Origin of the sequence: Amycolatopsis keratiniphila subsp. keratiniphila (assembly GCF_001620365.2) — a bacterium.
Lineage (GTDB): Bacteria > Actinomycetota > Actinomycetes > Mycobacteriales > Pseudonocardiaceae > Amycolatopsis > Amycolatopsis keratiniphila.
Genome location: NZ_LQMT02000029.1, coordinates 94,912 through 110,238, shown reverse-complemented (window position 1 = coordinate 110,238; position 15,327 = coordinate 94,912). Strand labels below are relative to the sequence as shown.

Annotated in this window: 15 protein-coding genes; 7 read left to right on the top strand and 8 right to left on the bottom strand. The window is 69.1% G+C overall.

The window, feature by feature from the left end; genetic code table 11:
• Window position 1: 1 nt before the first annotated feature.
• The 3 genes from egtB to AVR91_RS28095 all read right to left on the bottom strand — a co-directional run bounded on the left by egtB (window position 2) and on the right by AVR91_RS28095 (window position 3,663).
• Window positions 2-1,351: an ergothioneine biosynthesis protein EgtB gene (egtB, locus tag AVR91_RS28105; RefSeq protein ID WP_063275985.1), complete on the bottom strand. Its 1,350-nt coding sequence runs from the start codon at window positions 1,349-1,351 to the stop codon at window positions 2-4.
• Window positions 1,348-2,610 (bottom strand): glutamate-cysteine ligase family protein, encoded by a 1,263-nt coding sequence (locus tag AVR91_RS28100; RefSeq protein ID WP_063275986.1) that lies wholly within the window; start codon window positions 2,608-2,610, stop codon window positions 1,348-1,350. Before AVR91_RS28100 ends, egtB begins: the two co-directional genes overlap by 4 nt.
• 129 nt (window positions 2,611-2,739) lie before the next feature.
• Window positions 2,740-3,663 carry a LysR family transcriptional regulator gene (locus AVR91_RS28095; protein WP_063275987.1) on the bottom strand — a complete coding sequence of 308 codons (924 nt, stop codon included), beginning with the start codon at window positions 3,661-3,663 and terminating at the stop codon, window positions 2,740-2,742.
• A gap of 163 nt (window positions 3,664-3,826) precedes the next feature.
• On the opposite strand from AVR91_RS28095, the gene AVR91_RS28090 reads away from it, so the two are divergent.
• Window positions 3,827-5,014: a Glu/Leu/Phe/Val family dehydrogenase gene (locus AVR91_RS28090; protein ID WP_063275988.1), complete on the top strand. Its 1,188-nt coding sequence runs from the start codon at window positions 3,827-3,829 to the stop codon at window positions 5,012-5,014.
• Window positions 5,015-5,058: 44 nt separating this feature from the next.
• Here the strand turns inward: AVR91_RS28090 and pip are convergent, their stop codons facing one another.
• A complete protein-coding gene (pip, locus tag AVR91_RS28085; RefSeq protein WP_143254126.1) occupies window positions 5,059-6,006 on the bottom strand; it encodes a prolyl aminopeptidase in 948 nt (315 codons plus the stop codon).
• Window positions 6,007-6,262: 256 nt separating this feature from the next.
• Here pip and AVR91_RS28080 point away from each other — a divergent pair, with 256 nt between their 5' ends.
• The gene (locus AVR91_RS28080; RefSeq protein WP_063275989.1) at window positions 6,263-7,084 is read left to right on the top strand and encodes an SCO6745 family protein; all 822 of its coding nucleotides are present in this window, start codon (window positions 6,263-6,265) and stop codon (window positions 7,082-7,084) included.
• A gap of 4 nt (window positions 7,085-7,088) precedes the next feature.
• Here the strand turns inward: AVR91_RS28080 and AVR91_RS28075 are convergent, their stop codons facing one another.
• From AVR91_RS28075 to AVR91_RS28060, 4 genes are read right to left on the bottom strand one after another with little or no spacing between them, the layout of a single operon-like run.
• A complete protein-coding gene (locus tag AVR91_RS28075; RefSeq protein WP_083737769.1) occupies window positions 7,089-7,820 on the bottom strand; it encodes an ESX secretion-associated protein EspG in 732 nt (243 codons plus the stop codon).
• 24 nt (window positions 7,821-7,844) lie between these two features.
• The gene (locus AVR91_RS28070; RefSeq protein ID WP_083737767.1) at window positions 7,845-9,182 is read right to left on the bottom strand and encodes a hypothetical protein; all 1,338 of its coding nucleotides are present in this window, start codon (window positions 9,180-9,182) and stop codon (window positions 7,845-7,847) included.
• A complete protein-coding gene (locus tag AVR91_RS28065) occupies window positions 9,179-9,805 on the bottom strand; it encodes a DUF3558 domain-containing protein (RefSeq protein WP_063275992.1) in 627 nt (208 codons plus the stop codon). Before AVR91_RS28065 ends, AVR91_RS28070 begins: the two co-directional genes overlap by 4 nt.
• Before the next feature lie 2 nt (window positions 9,806-9,807).
• On the bottom strand, window positions 9,808-10,206 hold the full coding sequence (locus tag AVR91_RS28060) for a hypothetical protein (protein ID WP_037337342.1): 399 nt from the start codon (window positions 10,204-10,206) through the stop codon (window positions 9,808-9,810).
• A gap of 203 nt (window positions 10,207-10,409) precedes the next feature.
• Between AVR91_RS28060 and AVR91_RS28055 the strand changes: the two genes are divergently transcribed.
• From AVR91_RS28055 to AVR91_RS28035, 5 genes are all read left to right on the top strand, one after another.
• Window positions 10,410-11,006 carry a TetR/AcrR family transcriptional regulator gene (locus tag AVR91_RS28055; protein WP_063275993.1) on the top strand — a complete coding sequence of 199 codons (597 nt, stop codon included), beginning with the start codon at window positions 10,410-10,412 and terminating at the stop codon, window positions 11,004-11,006.
• A 148-nt stretch (window positions 11,007-11,154) separates the two neighbouring features.
• Window positions 11,155-12,501: a hemolysin family protein gene (locus tag AVR91_RS28050; protein ID WP_063275994.1), complete on the top strand. Its 1,347-nt coding sequence runs from the start codon at window positions 11,155-11,157 to the stop codon at window positions 12,499-12,501.
• Entirely contained in the window at window positions 12,498-13,541 is a 1,044-nt protein-coding gene (locus tag AVR91_RS28045) for a hemolysin family protein (protein WP_063275995.1), read from the top strand. The genes AVR91_RS28050 and AVR91_RS28045 overlap by 4 nt, the downstream gene beginning before the upstream one ends.
• Window positions 13,538-14,440 (top strand): hypothetical protein, encoded by a 903-nt coding sequence (locus AVR91_RS28040; RefSeq protein ID WP_063275996.1) that lies wholly within the window; start codon window positions 13,538-13,540, stop codon window positions 14,438-14,440. Before AVR91_RS28045 ends, AVR91_RS28040 begins: the two co-directional genes overlap by 4 nt.
• A 93-nt stretch (window positions 14,441-14,533) precedes the next feature.
• The gene (locus AVR91_RS28035) at window positions 14,534-15,220 is read left to right on the top strand and encodes a hypothetical protein (protein WP_063275997.1); all 687 of its coding nucleotides are present in this window, start codon (window positions 14,534-14,536) and stop codon (window positions 15,218-15,220) included.
• Window positions 15,221-15,327 lie beyond the last annotated feature (107 nt).

Genomic DNA, 15,327 nt, shown 5'->3' with positions numbered 1-15,327 from the left:
CTCAGGCCACCTCGCTCGGCCGCGCGTCCCGGGCACAGCGGAACCCGGAGAAGATCTGCCGCCGGATCGGGTGATCCCAGTTGCGGAACGTGCCGCGGATGGCCGCCGCGTCCGTCCCGAACGAGCCACCGCGCAGGATCCGGTAGTCCCCGCCGAAGAAGACCTCCGAGTACTCCTTGTACGGGAACGCGGCGAATCCCGGATACGCCTCGAAACCGCTGCTGGTCCACTCCCAGACGTCGCCGATCAGCTGGTGGACGCCCAGCGGCGAGACACCCGCCGGATACGCGCCGACCTCCGCGGGCCGCAAATGCCGCTGCCCGAGGTTGGCGTGGTCGGGGGTCGGCTCCTCGTCGCCCCAGGGGAACCGGCGCGACCGGCCGGTCGCCGGGTCGAACCGGGCGGCCTTCTCCCACTCCGGCTCCGTCGGCAGGCGACGCCCCGCCCAGGCGGCGTACGCCTCGGCCTCGTGGAAGGAAACGTGGACCACGGGTTCCGCGGCGGGCACCTTCTCGTAGACGCCGAACCGCGTCCGCCACCAGCCGTCCTGCTCCCGTTTCCAGAAACGTGGCGCGTCGATGCCGTGCTCGCTGCGGTACGCCCAGCCGCGCTCGCTCCACCACTTCGGGTCTTCGTAACCGCCGGAATCGAGGAACTCGGCGTACGCCCCGCAGGTGACCGGCGTGGTGTCGATGAAGAAGGCGTCCACCGCGACCTCGTGCGCCGGACGTTCGTTGTCCAGCGCCCACGGCTCGGCGGAAGTGCCCATGGTGAAGGCACCGCCGGGCACGAACACCTCCGCGGGCAGCGGCCCGGACCGTGACGGCGGCGGGGCGGGCGCGTGCAGCACCGGATCACCCTTGCGCAGCTGATGGGTGGCCAGCATCGTCTCGTCGTGCTGCTGCTCGTGCTGGGTGATCATGCCGAAGGCGAAGGCGTCCTCGGTGAGCCGCCTGCCTTGCAGCGGAACGGTTTCCAGGATGTCGAAGGATTTCTCCCTGACCTCGCGGACGTACTTGCGCGCTTCCTCCGGGCCCAGCAGTGGCAGCGCCGGGCGATCCGCGCGGGCGTGCTGGAACGCGTCGTAGATGTCGTCGATGTCGGGCCGGAGCGCCTCGCGGCCGCCGACGTCGCGTACCAGCCAGAGCTCCTCCTGGCTGCCGATGTGCGCGAGGTCCCAGACCAGCGGCGACATCAGTTTCGAATGCTGGCGGACCAGGTCTTCGTCGTCGACGCTCGTCAGCGCGACACTGCGCTCGCGGGCCCTGGTGAGCGCCTCGGCCGCGTGGGCCCGCAGGTCTTGCGGGCTCAGCGCGCGAAGCGGGTTGGTCTCGGTGCTTTCCACGCTCATGACTGGTGGCTCCTCGAACCCCTCACGAGGGATTGCACGCCCTCGCTGATCTCGGTGATGGTCTCCGGCGGCAGACCGGTCGTGCCCAGCTCCGCACAACCGAGGTCCACCACCTTGCTCGCGACGTCGGCGATCGCCTGGTCGGCGAGGCCGAACCGGGCCGCGCACTCCCATCTGCCCACGACCGGTTCGCACAGTTCGAGCACCTTGTCCACTGTGGACGGACGCGCGAGCAGTGCGGCCAGCAGGGCCACCGGATGCAGCCACCTGGCGGCGGGCTGGGCGTCCAGGTAGCGGATCTCCAGGTACCCCTGTGGACGGACCGGGGTGAAGAACGTCGTCAGGTGATAGGCCAGGTCTTCCTCGGTCGGCTTGCCGAGCCCGGCGCCCTCGCCCCGTCCGTCGATCCAGTCGGCGAAGGTCAGGGAATCGGGCGCGTCCCAGTGGCCGTCGGAACCCGGAAGCACCATCAGCGGGGTGTCCAGGATCCTGTCCGCCCACTCGGCGGCCGGATCCTTGCCCGGTTCCGCCGACCGGGTGCGGGCCTTTTCCGTCTCCATGACGGCGAGCCAGCGCGCGGACGCGTGGCCGGTGTCGCGTCCGGCGTGGATCCGGGAATTGGCGAAGGTGGCGAGCAGCGGCGGACCGAGCGCGTGCACGGCGGCCCAGCGGACGGCCAGGTCGTGCGCCTCGCCGGCGTCCACACAGACCTGCAGGCCCGCGGTGCTGCACATCATCGTCGCGCCGCCGGCGCCCATCGGGGCGAAGCGGCGTTCCATCGCGGCGTAGCGAGGGGTGCCCAGCTTGCGGGCGGGCGCGCGATGCCTGTCTATCCCGGTGTCCCCCAGGTACAGGCCTTGTGCGGCGAGAAGACTTTCGAGATGGGCCAGATCGGCCGAGACGACGGCGTCCAGGTGGCGCAGCGTGGTCTGTGGTCGAGCGGAGATCTCCACCTGGCATCCGGGCTCGAGGCTCAGCGGTGAACCTGCCGGAAGCGGGAGGGCGGGGCTGTCGGGGCGCAGTGTCCGCGGCGTATGCGGGCCGAGCGCGGCGGCGAGATCGTCGGGATCGAGGGGCCGGGCGGGATCGTCGGCGTAGTGCACGGTGAATTCCAGCTCTACGCCGAGAAGTCTCGGTGGCCCGTGTTTGAAGCACACGGAAGCCACATACGCCTCACCTTCGGCGCGGTCCGACAGAACCTTCGCCGTCGCGTTCGACGCGCTCCCGGACTTCTCGGGGAAATCATGAACAGTAGTCATCTTTCCGCCGTCCAGTCGGTTGTCCGATAACTGAGATACCTTGACTTCGGACGCTACACGCGAGGTCCGACAAAATCAGGCCGGTTCTTGCCGGGCAGGATTCCCGGACCACCGTCCGGGACGGGACGATCAGGGCAAAGCGGGCTCCGTGCCCAGGCCCAGTGCGGCCGCCGCGTTCCGCACCGCCTCGATCACCAGCTGCAGCGCCGGCCGCCGTGACGAGGTCGTCCGGTAGGCGATCGAAACCGTCCGGAGCAACGGTGTGGTCAACGCGACGACGTCGATCCCCGGCGGCCGCAGCCCGAGCCCGAGGTCGGAAACGAGGGTCACCCCGAGCCCCGCCCTGACCATCGCCATCGCCGTCGACTGCTCCTCGACCTCGTGGTTGATCTTCGGTTCGAATCCGTGCCGATGACAAGCCGTGCGCACCGCGCGACCGAAATGACTCTTCGGGCTGGCGAGGATCCAGGGATGCTCACCCAGTTCGGGCAGAGAAGCACTCCCGGCGGGTACCGCACCGGCGGGTACGGCGGCGTGCAGCCGTTCGACCGCGATCACCGCGCGCTCCAGTCCCGCGTCCCACGGCATCGGCGCGTCGGAATAGTCGAGGACGAACGACAGATCCAGTTCGCCGTCACGGACGGCGTCGGCGGTGTCCTCTGGAGCCAGCTCACGGGTCCGGACCTGGATGCCCGGATGCTCACCCGCGAGCGCGGCCAGCGCGTGCGGCAGCAGACCGGACGCGACCGAAGCCCACACCCCGGCCATGAGACGGACCGAAACGGTCTCCTGTGCCTCCTCCAAGGCCAGTGTCGCCCGTTCGACCGACCCCAGGATCTCCTCGGCGTGCTCGGTGAGCAGCAACCCCAGTTCGGTCAGCTGCACCCGTCTGCCGAATCGTTCGAACAGCTTCGCGCCCACGTCCCGCTCCAGCTGAGCCAGCTGCTGCGATACCGCCGAAGCGGTGTAATGCAGCGAAGCGGCCGCCGCCGTGACGGTGCCGCGCCTGCTCAGCTCGCGGAGCATCCGCAGGCGGTGCAACGAAAGCTCCATAACCCCAACGTAATCGGGTGCGGTCGCGGACGCCCGGTGACGCGTTACACCAGTTTCTCTGCACATCATCGTTCAGATTCGGTAAATGGACGCGCGCGCCCGCGCGGGCGCACCCTCGGAAGTGGCGCAGGAACGACCCCGAATCCACGAAGGAGGTGGCCGCATGGCCGCGAGGAACGCCGAACCGCTGATGAGGCTCGTCTGGACCGACCCCGTCACCGGTGCCACCGGCTACCTCGTAGTGCACAGCCTGGTCTCCGGCATCGCGACCGGCGGGACCCGGATGCGCGCGGGCTGCACGATGACCGAGGTCGAGGACCTGGCGAGGGGGATGGCGAACAAGACCGCGACCTTCGGCCTGCCGGTGGGCGGAGCCAAGGGCGGTATCGACTTCGATCCGAAGGACGAACGTGCTTTCGGTGTGCTGGAACGGTTCTGCTCGTTCCTGCGGCCGTGGATCGAGAACCACTGGGTGACCGCCGAAGACCTCGGCGTGCCCCAGCACCTGATCGACGAGGTGTTCGCGAAGCTCGGGCTCGAGCAGTCGTACCACGCCGCGATCCGTCGTTCGGCCGATCCGGCGCACACCCTTCGGCGTGTGCAGGCCGGGCTGAACACCCCTGTCCCCGGCGGGCTCCTGCTCGGCGACGTGATCGGCGGCTACGGCGTCGCACAGGCCTGCCTCGGTGTCGCCGACGCGTGGGAATGGGACGCCGACGAGACCACGGTCGCCATCCAGGGCATCGGCACGATGGGCGGCGGCGCGGCCTGGTACCTGCACGAAGCCGGGATGAAGGTGGTCGCGGTCGCCGACGCGGCCGGCACGCTGTACCGGCCCGAAGGCCTCGACATCCCGGCTCTGCTGGAACTGCGTGACTCCTACGGCGAGGTCGACCGGAGCCGGCTCCCCGCCGACGTACGGTTGCTCCCCCGCGACGAGATCGTGGCGACCGAGGCGGACATCCTCGTCCCGGCGGCGATCTCCTACGCGTTGCGCGCCGGGAACCAGGGCGCCCTCAAGGCGAAGGTCGTCATCGAAGCGGCCAACGCGGCGACCACACCCGACGCGGAAGCGGCACTTGCGGCCCGCGGTATCCCGGTGATCCCGGACTTCGTCGCGAACGCCGGCGCGGCCGCGTGGGCCTGGTGGCTCCTGCTCGGCGAGGTCGGCGCCGACCCCGCCGATTCGTTCCTGCGCCTGCGGACCGAGATGCGGGCGAAGGTGGCCCTGCTGCTGAGTTCGTGGAACCTCGACCGGATCGCACCCCGCACGACGGGTTTGCGACTGGCCGAAACCACCCGTTCGGACGCCACCGCCCCGGAATCCGCCCCCGCGCTGGTCATCCCCTGACAACGAGGTGAAGGCCCCTCCCTCCGAGGGGCCTTCACGCTCGTTCAGGAAGCGAAGCGGTCCGTCGCCCCGATGAGGACTTCGCGCATCGGCTCGTCCTGGGTGCTGTGGCCGACCTCGTCGATGATCACCAGTTCGCTGCCGGGCCACGCGTGTGCCAGCTCCCACGGCGTGCCGATGAGGTTGCCCAGGTCGAGACTTCCTTCGGCGAGCACTGCCGGGATGTGGGCCAGTTTCCCGGCCTCCCGCAGGACCACGCCTTCGTCCAAAAAGGACCCTTGGCTCCAGTAGTGCGTGACCAGCCTGGCGAAGGCGAGCCGGAACTCCGGACTTTCGAAGCTCTTGTACGGCGGGGAGGTCGGGATGATCGCGTCCTCCCAGGCGCACCAGTCGGCCGCCGCCTTCCCGTGCACCTTCGGATCGGGGTCCATCAGCAACTTCAGGTATGCCGCCGCCAGGTCACCGTAGCGGTCCTCCTCGGGAACGCCGTCACGGAACTTCGCCCATGCCTCGGGGAAGACGCCACCGAGGCCGCGAGTGAGCAGGTCGGTCTCGCTCCGCCGTCCGGTCGCCAAGCCCATCAGGACCATCTCCGAGACCCGGTCCGGATGGCGCTCGGCGTAGACCAGCGCGAGCACCGAGCCCCAGGAACCGCCGAAGAGCAGCCACTTCTCGATGCCCAGGTGCTCGCGAAGCCGTTCCATGTCGGCGATCAGGTGGTCGGTGGTGTTGGTGGAGAGGTCGGCCTCGGGCTCTCCCGCGTGCGGGGTGCTCCGGCCGCAGCCTCGCTGGTCGAACAGCACGACGCGGTACTTGGCCGGGTCGAAATACCGGCGAAGGCCGGTGCTGCAGCCGGTCCCGGGGCCACCGTGCAGCGTGACGGCGGGTTTGCCGTCGGGATTACCGCAGACCTCCCAGTACACGAGGTGCCCGTCGCCGACGTCGAGCATCCCGTGGTCGTACGGTTCGATTTCCGGATACAGCCGTGTCACGTTCTCGTCCTCCCAGACCCAGCCAGAAATACAACAGCGCTGTCACAATAGCGGCAGTGAGTGTCCGGGCGCGCGCTTTTTGTTGGCATCCGAAGTGGGGTGAAGGGGACTTTCCTCGCGTCGGATGCGGTGAAAGTCCCCTTCACCCCACGTTCCCCGAATTTCCGTCAGCCAGAGTGTCTGTTCAGGCCTTGGACGTTCGTGGACAAGGTGAGCGGCCACCATGAGGGTGCCGCCACGAACCTCAGGGGATGAGATGTCGCACGCCCGCCGCATGTACGACCTGGTCGAGCCCATCGGCCTGGTGCCCTACTTCGCCGACGAGTCGGACGAGGCGCTGATCGCGCTCGGCCTGCGCAACCCATGGGACGCCTACTTCGCGGGCCGGGCCGCACCGTTCGGCCGGTCGGTGCCCGCCGAGGTGATCCACGCGATCTTCTACAACTTCGCCCCCGGCGAGGTGGCCCGCCACATCCCGAAGGTCTGGGAGTTGACCACGCCCGAGGCGGCGCTAGCCGCCCGCGAACGGGGCTGCGTCGCGGGGATACGGCGGATTCTCGGCGAGCTCGCCGACTCCCCTCGGGTCACCCGTGCAGGTGACCTTCTCCTGAAAGCGGCGACCAGCGCACCGGTGGAGGGACGTGCCCTCTACGCCGCCCTTCGCACGCTTCCGGTCCCGCAGGAGCCCGTGGCCAGGCTGTGGCACGCCGCCACCCTCCTGCGTGAACACCGCGGCGACGGCCACACCGTCGCCTTGCTGGCCGAAGGCATCGGCGGAACCGAGTCCCACGTGCTCCACGCCCTGTCGACCGGCATCCCCGCGAACAAGTTCGGCCGGGTCTGGCACCTTCCCGCCGACCAGCTGACCACGGTCGTCGACGGTATGCGCGACCGCGGTCTCATCGGGACGGACGGCTGGCTCACCCCCGACGGCCGCGCCGCGAAGGAACGCGTCGAGGCCATGACCGACCGGCTCGCGGAGACGCCGTACGGCGCCCTGAGCGCCCACGAACTCGAGCAACTCGTCGCCGACCTCGAACCGATCTCGGCCGCGCTCCGGGCGGTGTTTCCGTGGTGACGGCCTAGCCGGCCAAGGTGCTGGAGACGTGCTGAAGCGCGTCTACCAGCTCCGCCGGGCCGGCGGGTCCGATGTGGACGACGGCGTCGTTGCCGTGGCCGGTCGTGTAGCTGAGGTACCGGCCCCAGTCGGTGTCGGCGAAGTGGAGCGGATCCTCGGCGGCCACATGCCTGCCGACCTCGTCCCGCTTGCCGACGTAGAGCTCGCCACTCCCCTCGACCGGCCGCTGCACGAGGCTGACGATGTCCGCGATCACCGGCGGCAGCGAATGCGTGTCCGGGCCGCGGCGGGCCGCTTCCTCGAGCTCGTACGCGCGGACCGTGCGCAGCCTGCCGCCGCCCGCCGGGACGGGCGGCAGCTGCTCGATCAGCGTTTCGGGCAACCGTCGCCGATCGATCTCCTGCAACCCGACCCAGTCGCCGGACGCCACCGCCAGGACCGCCTGCAGTCCCAGCGAAGCGGCGAGCACGCCGTAGGTCTGGCCTCCGGTGTTCACCCAGCCGTAGTACTCGATGGCCGGTTTCGTGAGCACCGGAAGCCAGTCCAGGAAGTCGACCGACGCGCGGCCGCTCGAATCCAGCAGCCCGGCCTGCGCCAGCGCCGCTTCCACTCGCTTGTCCGCCTCCGCGCGGGCCGTCCTGGACAGCCAGCGCGGTTCGGGACGCAGCGTGATGTGCAGCTCGCCGACGCGTTCGCGTTCGGCGAGCGCCGCCAAGGCTTCGACCGGGACGTCCACCCGGCCTGTTCTCACGGTCATCCGCTACTCGCCGATGACCGGCGGACTGGTCCGCTGGTCGGTGCCGAAGATCGCGTCCGGGTCGGCCTCGATCAGGTAGTCGGGACGCTGGTGCTCGTCGTCCTCGTCGCCGTCCGCGCGCCTGCCACCGGCTCCCATCGGGCCGCCCATCGCCCCCGCGCCGCCACGGCCGGCGCCGCCACGGCCACCGGCCAGGTGGTCGGCACCGCCCAGGCCTCCGATGCCGCCAATACCGGAGCCCCTACCCGAGCCGAGACCGCCGGAACCGGGAGCGCCGGCCTTGCCGCCGGTGCCGCCCTCGCCACCGAGCAGCCTGCCCGCGGCACTGTTGGACGGGGGCACGTTGCGACCACCGCTGGTTCCCGGCGGATTCTGGCCCGGGCCATTGGGGTTGTAGTTCTGGCCGGGGCCGTTCGGCAGGCCGATGACGTTGTCCGAGTCTCCGCCGGGACCACGTCCGGGAGTCCTGCCGGGGATATCGGTCGTCGGGCCCGGCTTGCCCTTGCCACCGCCGGTCGGGCGTGTGGTGTCGTCCCCGTCGCCCGGCTTGCGCGTCGTGGGGGGCGGGATGGTGGGGTCGGGCCGGTCCCTCGGGATCACCGAGCGGTCGTCGTTGGGGCCCGGTTTGGTCGGGGTGCGGTCGTCGCCGCCCGGCCTGTTCTGATTCGGGTTGGTGCCGTTGTCGTCCGTGCCGCTGGTGTCGGTGCCGTCGTTGTCGTCCCCGCCGCCGTTCCTGATCGGCTTGACCGGGATGACCGGCGGGTGGACCGGGGGCGTACCGCCGGGGGTCTTGACGCTGACGTCCGCGCCGTCGCTCTTCAGCACGCCGTAGTCGGTCGGCAGGCTGGAGCTCGTGCTGCTGGTGACCGAGTCGTACTGGTCCATCACGCGGACGTTGTTCTGGTTCGCCGCCTCGTGCTTCGCGACGCCCTCTTGGTAGTTCTTGATGTCGTTGTTGACCATGAACGGCCCGGCGATCGGGATCGCGCCCTTCAGGCCGGTCGTCCAGGGGTTGGGCTTGTCCGGCTTCGGCGGCACGGGGACGACGGACGACCCCGAATCGTCGAAGCTGTCGGCCTGCGTCGTCACCGAGTCCCTGGTCTGGAACAGCGGGTCGGCGGTCTCCTTGAAGGCCTGCTCGAGCGGGCCGGCACCGGCGTTGGCCGCGTCGGCGGCGGAACCGGTCCAGGACGCCGTCATCCGCGTCTGCAGGGACTTGATGGCCATGCCACGCTCGACGTAGGCGTTCGAGAGCTCCGCGACGCGATCGGCCGCGCTGCGCAGGTTGCGAGTGTCGCCCTGGGTGAAGTTCTCGTAGATCTGTTTGCCGTCCACCCTCATGCCCCCTTGAGTGTCTTGATCAGGGCCGACGCGACCTTCTGCGCGGTCCCACAGGAATCCTGTTCGTCGCCGTAGCCGGCGGCCAGGGTGTTGACCGTCAGGTCGTCCGCGACGCCCACCGCGAGATCGCAGTTACCGCGCGCCCGCCGGTCCTGGATTCCGTAATAGACGGTCGGGTAGCCGTCGACCTCGGGGCCCGGCTCCAGAAACCGCAGCTGCCCGGATTCCTTGGCCTTGTACATTCCGGCCAGGCCGCCCGTGCCCTTTTCGCGGTTTCCGCTGCCGAGGATGACCTGCAGTGTCTCGCCTTTGCCCCTGATGAACCAACCGCAGCTCGGATTGCTCGACTCGGACCTGGGCTCGCCGGGCTCGGTGAACCCCAGCTCCGCCGCCGAGGCGGCGGGAAGCAGCTTGCAGGCGTCACCGACGTACGCCGAAGCGTCCAGCGGATTCGCCACCTTCGGGACGTTCGGATCCTCCGGTGCGCCGGAAGACTCCGACGACGGCGCCGACCCACTGCTGGGCGACGGTTTCCCGGGGTTCTCCCCCGTGCAGCCCGCCACCGCGACGGATACGAGCACGAGCGCCGCCACAGCGGCGCGTTTCCTCAACACGTTCGGCATCCTCAGGTCGTGCGCATGGTGTTGGCTTGGTCGGTGACCATCGTCTTCGTCCTGGCGATCTCGAGCTTCGCGATGTAGCCGGTGATGTATTCCTTCATCGAGTCGTTCTGCTTCTGCAAGGCGAGCAGCGAATCAACGCCGGAATCGACATAGCTGGAGCTGGCCTCGTCCCGGCCCGGCGGACTCAGATCGGCGAGGATGTCCTCGATCTTCATACCGTCCTCGGAGACCTTCTTCAGCTCGTCCTGCCACAGCCCGATGACGGTCTTCAGCTCCTCGGGGCTCATCTCGAACCCGCCGCCACCGCCGCCCCCACCGCCGTAAACGGTCGGTTCCTTCGGCGTGGTGAGGTCACCCCAGACGGCCTTGATCGCGCTCGCGGCGTCGCCGATGATGTTCACACCCGCACCTTCCCCTCAGCACTCACACACGGTGATGGACAAAGAGTAGCCAAGCGGCGGACGACGTGTCAGCCGATCCGGCCGAGTGATCGGACGTGTCTCGGAGCCGTCCGGTTCCCGCTGAGGGTGGATCATCCCGCGAACTGGTCACAGTACGTACGTACGGATTGCATTAACCGGGTTCCCGGTGACAGGATTCCAGGATGCCACGGGTCAGCCAGGATCACCTCGACGCACGCCGGCGCCAGATCCTCGACGGCTCGCGCGTGTGCTTCGCACGCCATGGTTACGAGGGTGCCACCGTCCGGCGGCTGGAAGAGGCCACCGGCCTGTCCCGTGGCGCGATCTTCCACCATTTCCGCGACAAGGAGTCCCTCTTCCTCGCCTTGGCCGAGGACGACGCGGTGCGCATGGCCGACATCGTCGCCGAGCAGGGTCTCGTCCAGGTGATGCGCGAGCTGCTGACGAACCGCAGCGAACACCCCGCCGACTGGCTCGGCACGCGGCTGGAGGTCTCCCGCCGGTTACGCACCGACCCCGAGTTCCGTGCCCGCTGGGCCGAGCGGTCCCATCAGCTGACCGCCGCGACCCGCCGTCGTCTGGAGCGCCAGCGCGAGGCCGGGATCCTGCGTGACGACGTCGACGTCGTCATCCTGACCGCGTATCTCGAACTGGTTCTCGAAGGTCTCGTCTCCCACCTCGCGATGGGCCAGCCGGGTGACGATCTCGGCCCCGTGCTCGACCTGGTCGAGGAGAGCGTGCGGCGGCACCGTGCCCACGCGACCGGGGGAACGCGTTAAGATTGTCCCATCGTCGCAGTACAGCGGCGGTGTCAGTTGATTCCGATCGAGGAGTGACTCTTTTCGTGCGCGACGCGCAGTCACCTGGTGACAGTATCGAGCCGGGTGGCACACCCGGCTGTTCCGCGGCTCTTCCCGCCGGCAGGAAATGATGGAAATCCTGCTCGCCGTTCTCGGCATTCTCCTGTTCCTCCTGCTGACCGTCGGCACCGGCCTCGCCGTCGCCGCCGAGTTCTCCCTCACCGCGCTCGAACGCAGCACGGTCGACGCGAACGTCCGCCAGGTCGGCGACAAACGTGCGCACACCGTGCAGAAGGCGCACCGCACGCTCTCGTTCCAGCTCTCCGGTGCCCAGGTGGCGATCACCATCACCACCCTGATCACCGGTTACCTCGCGGAACCGGTGATCGGTGACCTGCTGCACCCGCTGTTCACCGCCGTCGGGTTCTCCGAAGGCGTGGCGAACGGTGTCTCGCTGGCCGTCGCGCTGATCCTGGCCACGTCGCTGTCGATGATCCTCGGCGAAATGATGCCGAAGAACCTCGCGATCGCCCGGCCGCTGCAGACCGCGCGTGCCGTCGCGGGATACCACTCGAGGTTCTCGTCGCTGTTCCGCTGGCTCATCACCCTGATGAACAACAGCGCCAACTTCCTCGTCCGCAAGTTCGGCGTCGAGCCCCAGGAGGAACTGCGGTCGGCCCGGTCGCCGCAGGAACTCGGCTCGATCGTGCGCTCCAGCGCGGAAAGCGGCACGCTCGACACGTCGACGGCCGAACTGCTGGACAAGTCGCTGCGCTTCGGTGAGCGGACGGCCGACGAGCTGATGACGCCGCGCGTCCAGCTCGAATCACTGACCGTGGACGACACGATCTCCGATCTCATCGAGATCTCGCGTCGCACCGGCTTTTCGCGTTTCCCGGTCTACACCGAGGATCTCGACGACGTACAGGGTGCGGTGCACATCAAGCAGGCGTTCACCGTCCCGGCCGCCCAGCGCGCCACGGTGCGGATCGGTTCGGTCATGCGGCCGATCCCGACGGTTCCCGAATCGCTGCCGGGCGACTCGCTGCTCAACCGGCTGCGGGATTCCCGGTTCCAGCTGGCGATCGTCGTCGACGAGTACGGCGGCACCGCGGGCCTGGTGACCCTGGAGGACGTCGTCGAGGAGATCATCGGCGACGTCCGCGACGAGCACGACGAGCGTGAAGCGCCGTCCTCCCAGCAGGTCGGCGCCGACAACTGGCTCGTGTCCGGACAGCTTCGCGCCGACGAGGTCACCGACGAGACCGGGTTCCGGATGCCCGACGGCGACTACGAGACCATCGCCGGGCTGATCCTCGAACGGCTCGGCCGGATCCCCTCCCCCGGCGACGCCACCGATCTCGACGCCTGGCGGCTCACGGTGACCAAAATGGACCGTCTCCGCATCGCCGAGGTCGAAGTCCGCCGGGTCAGCGAAACCGCGACCTCCGCCGAGCAGGAGCCCGCCCGATGAGCGACTGGTTCAACATCTTCCTCGTCGTGGTCCTGCTGCTGGCCAACGCGTTCTTCGTCGGCGCCGAGTTCGCGCTCATCTCCTCGCGCCGCGACCGGCTGGAAGCCTTGCTGGAGCAGGGGAAGACCCGCGCCCGGATCGTCATCAACGCGAGCAAGAACGTCTCGCTGATGCTGGCGGGCGCGCAGCTCGGCATCACCATCTGCTCGCTGCTGCTGGGACGGCTCGGCGAGCCGGCCGTCGCGCACCAGCTGGCCGGATTCTTCGAGCTGCTCGGGATTCCCGATGTCCTGCTGCACCCGATCTCGTTCGCGATCGCGCTGGCGTTCATCACCATCCTGCACGTCCTCATCGGCGAGATGGTGCCGAAGAACCTCGCGATCGCCGAGCCGGAGAGGCTGGCGCTGTGGCTGGTCCCGGTGCACGTGGCCTGGGTGAAGCTCGCCAACCCGTTCATCTGGCTGCTGAACTTCGTGGCGAACTCGCTGCTGCGGGTGGTCAAGGTCGAGCCGAAGGACGAGCTCGAAACCGCCTACACCTCCGACGAACTCGCCGAACTGCTCAGCGAGTCGCGGCGCGAGGGGCTGTTGGAGCACTCCGAGCACCAGCGGCTGAGCAAGACACTGTCCTCGGTGGAGAAGACGGTGGCGGACGTGCTGGTCCCGACGGCTCAGCTGACCACGCTGCCCTGCTCGCCCACGCTGGGCGATGTCGAGCGCGCGGTGTCCTCGACCGGGTTCTCCCGCTTCCCGGTGTGCACCGACGACGGGACGCTGACCGGCTACATCCACGTCAAGGACATCCTCGACCTCGTCGGCGAGGATCCGACCACCGTGGTGCCCTCGGACAAGACGCGGGCGCTCACCGAACTGCACGCCGACGCCCGGCTGGACGAGGCGTTGTCGGCGATGCGCAAGGAAGGCAGCCACCTGGCGCGGGCGCTGAGCCCGGCCGGCGCCGCGGTCGGCGTCGTCGCGCTGGAGGACCTCGTCGAGGAATACGTGGGAACCGTCCGCGACGGTACCCACGTCATGTCATGACCGTCCTTCCCGAGCCCGTGTGGCGGGCCCGGGAGGACGAGCACGTGACGCGGATGCGGCGCTGGACGACACCGCACCAGCGCCGCCGCTCGCGGGGCGAGAAGCATCCGGTGCTCGACTTCCTCTTCAGCTACTACTCGCACCGGCCAGGGCATCTCGAGCGCTGGCAACCGGGCCCGGGCGTCGTGCTCGAAGGCGCGTCCGCGCGCCGGTTCCTGGAGCGGAAGGGCTACCTGGAGACACCGGACGGCGTCATGCTCGATCCGGCGGGCTTCACCGAGGGCCGGGCCAAGACCGCCGAGTTCGTCCTCCGGCTGCTTTCCGCGACCGCGTCCCGCTCTCCGAGACTCAGTTGTTTCGGGCTTCACGAATGGGCAATGGTTTACCGGGAATCCGCGAATGAGGTTCGCCACTCACAGCTTCCGCTCCGGCTCGGTTCGGCGGGGACCGACGGCGTCGTCGAGTCGCTGGAGATCCGATGCGGACATTTCGACGCGTTCCGGTTCTTCACCGAGCCCGCCCGGCCGCTCAACATCCTGCGGCCGGCGCGGGAGGACCAGGTCGACTTCGAGCAGCCGGGCTGCCTGCACGCCAACATGGACCTGTTCAAATGGGCGTACAAACTCGACCCGTTCGTCCCCGCCGAGCTGGTCGGGGACTGCTTCGAGCTGGCCGCGGACATCCGCGAGCTGGACATGCGGGCCAGCCCGTACGATCTGGCGTCGTTCGGGTACTCGCCCGTGCGGATCGAGACCCCGGAAGGCCGAGCCGCGTACGCCCGCGCACAGGCCGGTTTCGCCCGCCGGGCCGCGCCGCTGCGTGAGCACCTGATAGCGCATTGCCAACGACTTCTGAGCGAGTTAAGGAAAGTTCCCGCGACACGCGGAAAACAACTGTGAGTCGTCGCATTCCCCGTAACATCCTCCCCTGTTAGAGTGATAACGGTTTGATTGCATACGCAGCGCGAGCGCGCACGTTTCGAAAGGACAACGATGGGGCGACACAGCGCGGTCGAGGAGCCGGTGCCGCATCCCCTCGACCCGCCGAAGCGGCCTCAGGGTCGTGGTGAGGCGACCGGTTCGCACCGGATCGTCGGGAAGAAGGCCCCGCGGCGGCGGATCGCCAAGTGGCCCATCGCCTGCCTGGTCCTCGTGGTCCTGGTCGCGATCGGCGTGCTCGGCTGGAACTGGGCGGACGGCGAGCTCAACACCCGCGCCGAGGCCCAGGCCAAGGCGTGCAGCGCAGGCGACACCCCGATGCGGGTCATCGTCACCCCCAGCATCGAGAAGCCGGTCCGCGCGGCGGCCGAGCGGTGGAACAACGCCGCGACCGTGGTCCGCGACCACTGCGTGGTCATCCAGATCGACGCGCTTTCCTCCGCGTCCGTGCTCGACGGCCTCGTCGGGCGGACCAACCTCGACTCCATCGGCGGCCTTCCCGCCGCCTGGATCCCCGAGTCCTCCTACTGGGTGACCGAGCTGAACACCGCGAAGCCCGAACTGGTCGGTTCACCCGCCCAGTCGGTCGCGACCGCGCGGTCCGCCGACTACCCGCTCGTCGGGCTCGCCGGCAAGACCATCGACGAGGTCCAGATGCGCGCCGCGCAGACGTTCCGCCAGTACCTTCAGCAGCCCGCCCAGCAGGCCGACTTCGCGGCCGCGGGTATCAAGGCCACCTGAGGCCCCGAACCACGGGAAAGGCCCCTTCGCCGCTCGGGAAGGGGCCTTTCCCGTACCTCGTGAGTGATGAGGCCGGCGTGCGCGCAGCCGTGACTCGCGTGATTGAA

Bases quoted from the DNA above. Each gene is read 5' to 3' on its own strand.
- egtB (WP_063275985.1), bottom strand. From the start codon at position 1,351: ATGAGCGTGGAAAGCACCGAGACCAACCCGCTTCGCGCGCTGAGCCCG.
- AVR91_RS28100 (WP_063275986.1), bottom strand. From the start codon at position 2,610: ATGACTACTGTTCATGATTTCCCCGAGAAGTCCGGGAGCGCGTCGAAC.
- AVR91_RS28095 (WP_063275987.1), bottom strand. From the start codon at position 3,663: ATGGAGCTTTCGTTGCACCGCCTGCGGATGCTCCGCGAGCTGAGCAGG.
- AVR91_RS28090 (WP_063275988.1), top strand. From the start codon at position 3,827: ATGGCCGCGAGGAACGCCGAACCGCTGATGAGGCTCGTCTGGACCGAC.
- AVR91_RS28080 (WP_063275989.1), top strand. From the start codon at position 6,263: ATGTCGCACGCCCGCCGCATGTACGACCTGGTCGAGCCCATCGGCCTG.
- AVR91_RS28070 (WP_083737767.1), bottom strand. From the start codon at position 9,182: ATGAGGGTGGACGGCAAACAGATCTACGAGAACTTCACCCAGGGCGAC.
- AVR91_RS28065 (WP_063275992.1), bottom strand. From the start codon at position 9,805: ATGCCGAACGTGTTGAGGAAACGCGCCGCTGTGGCGGCGCTCGTGCTC.
- AVR91_RS28055 (WP_063275993.1), top strand. From the start codon at position 10,410: ATGCCACGGGTCAGCCAGGATCACCTCGACGCACGCCGGCGCCAGATC.
- AVR91_RS28050 (WP_063275994.1), top strand. From the start codon at position 11,155: ATGATGGAAATCCTGCTCGCCGTTCTCGGCATTCTCCTGTTCCTCCTG.
- AVR91_RS28045 (WP_063275995.1), top strand. From the start codon at position 12,498: ATGAGCGACTGGTTCAACATCTTCCTCGTCGTGGTCCTGCTGCTGGCC.
- AVR91_RS28040 (WP_063275996.1), top strand. From the start codon at position 13,538: ATGACCGTCCTTCCCGAGCCCGTGTGGCGGGCCCGGGAGGACGAGCAC.
- AVR91_RS28035 (WP_063275997.1), top strand. From the start codon at position 14,534: ATGGGGCGACACAGCGCGGTCGAGGAGCCGGTGCCGCATCCCCTCGAC.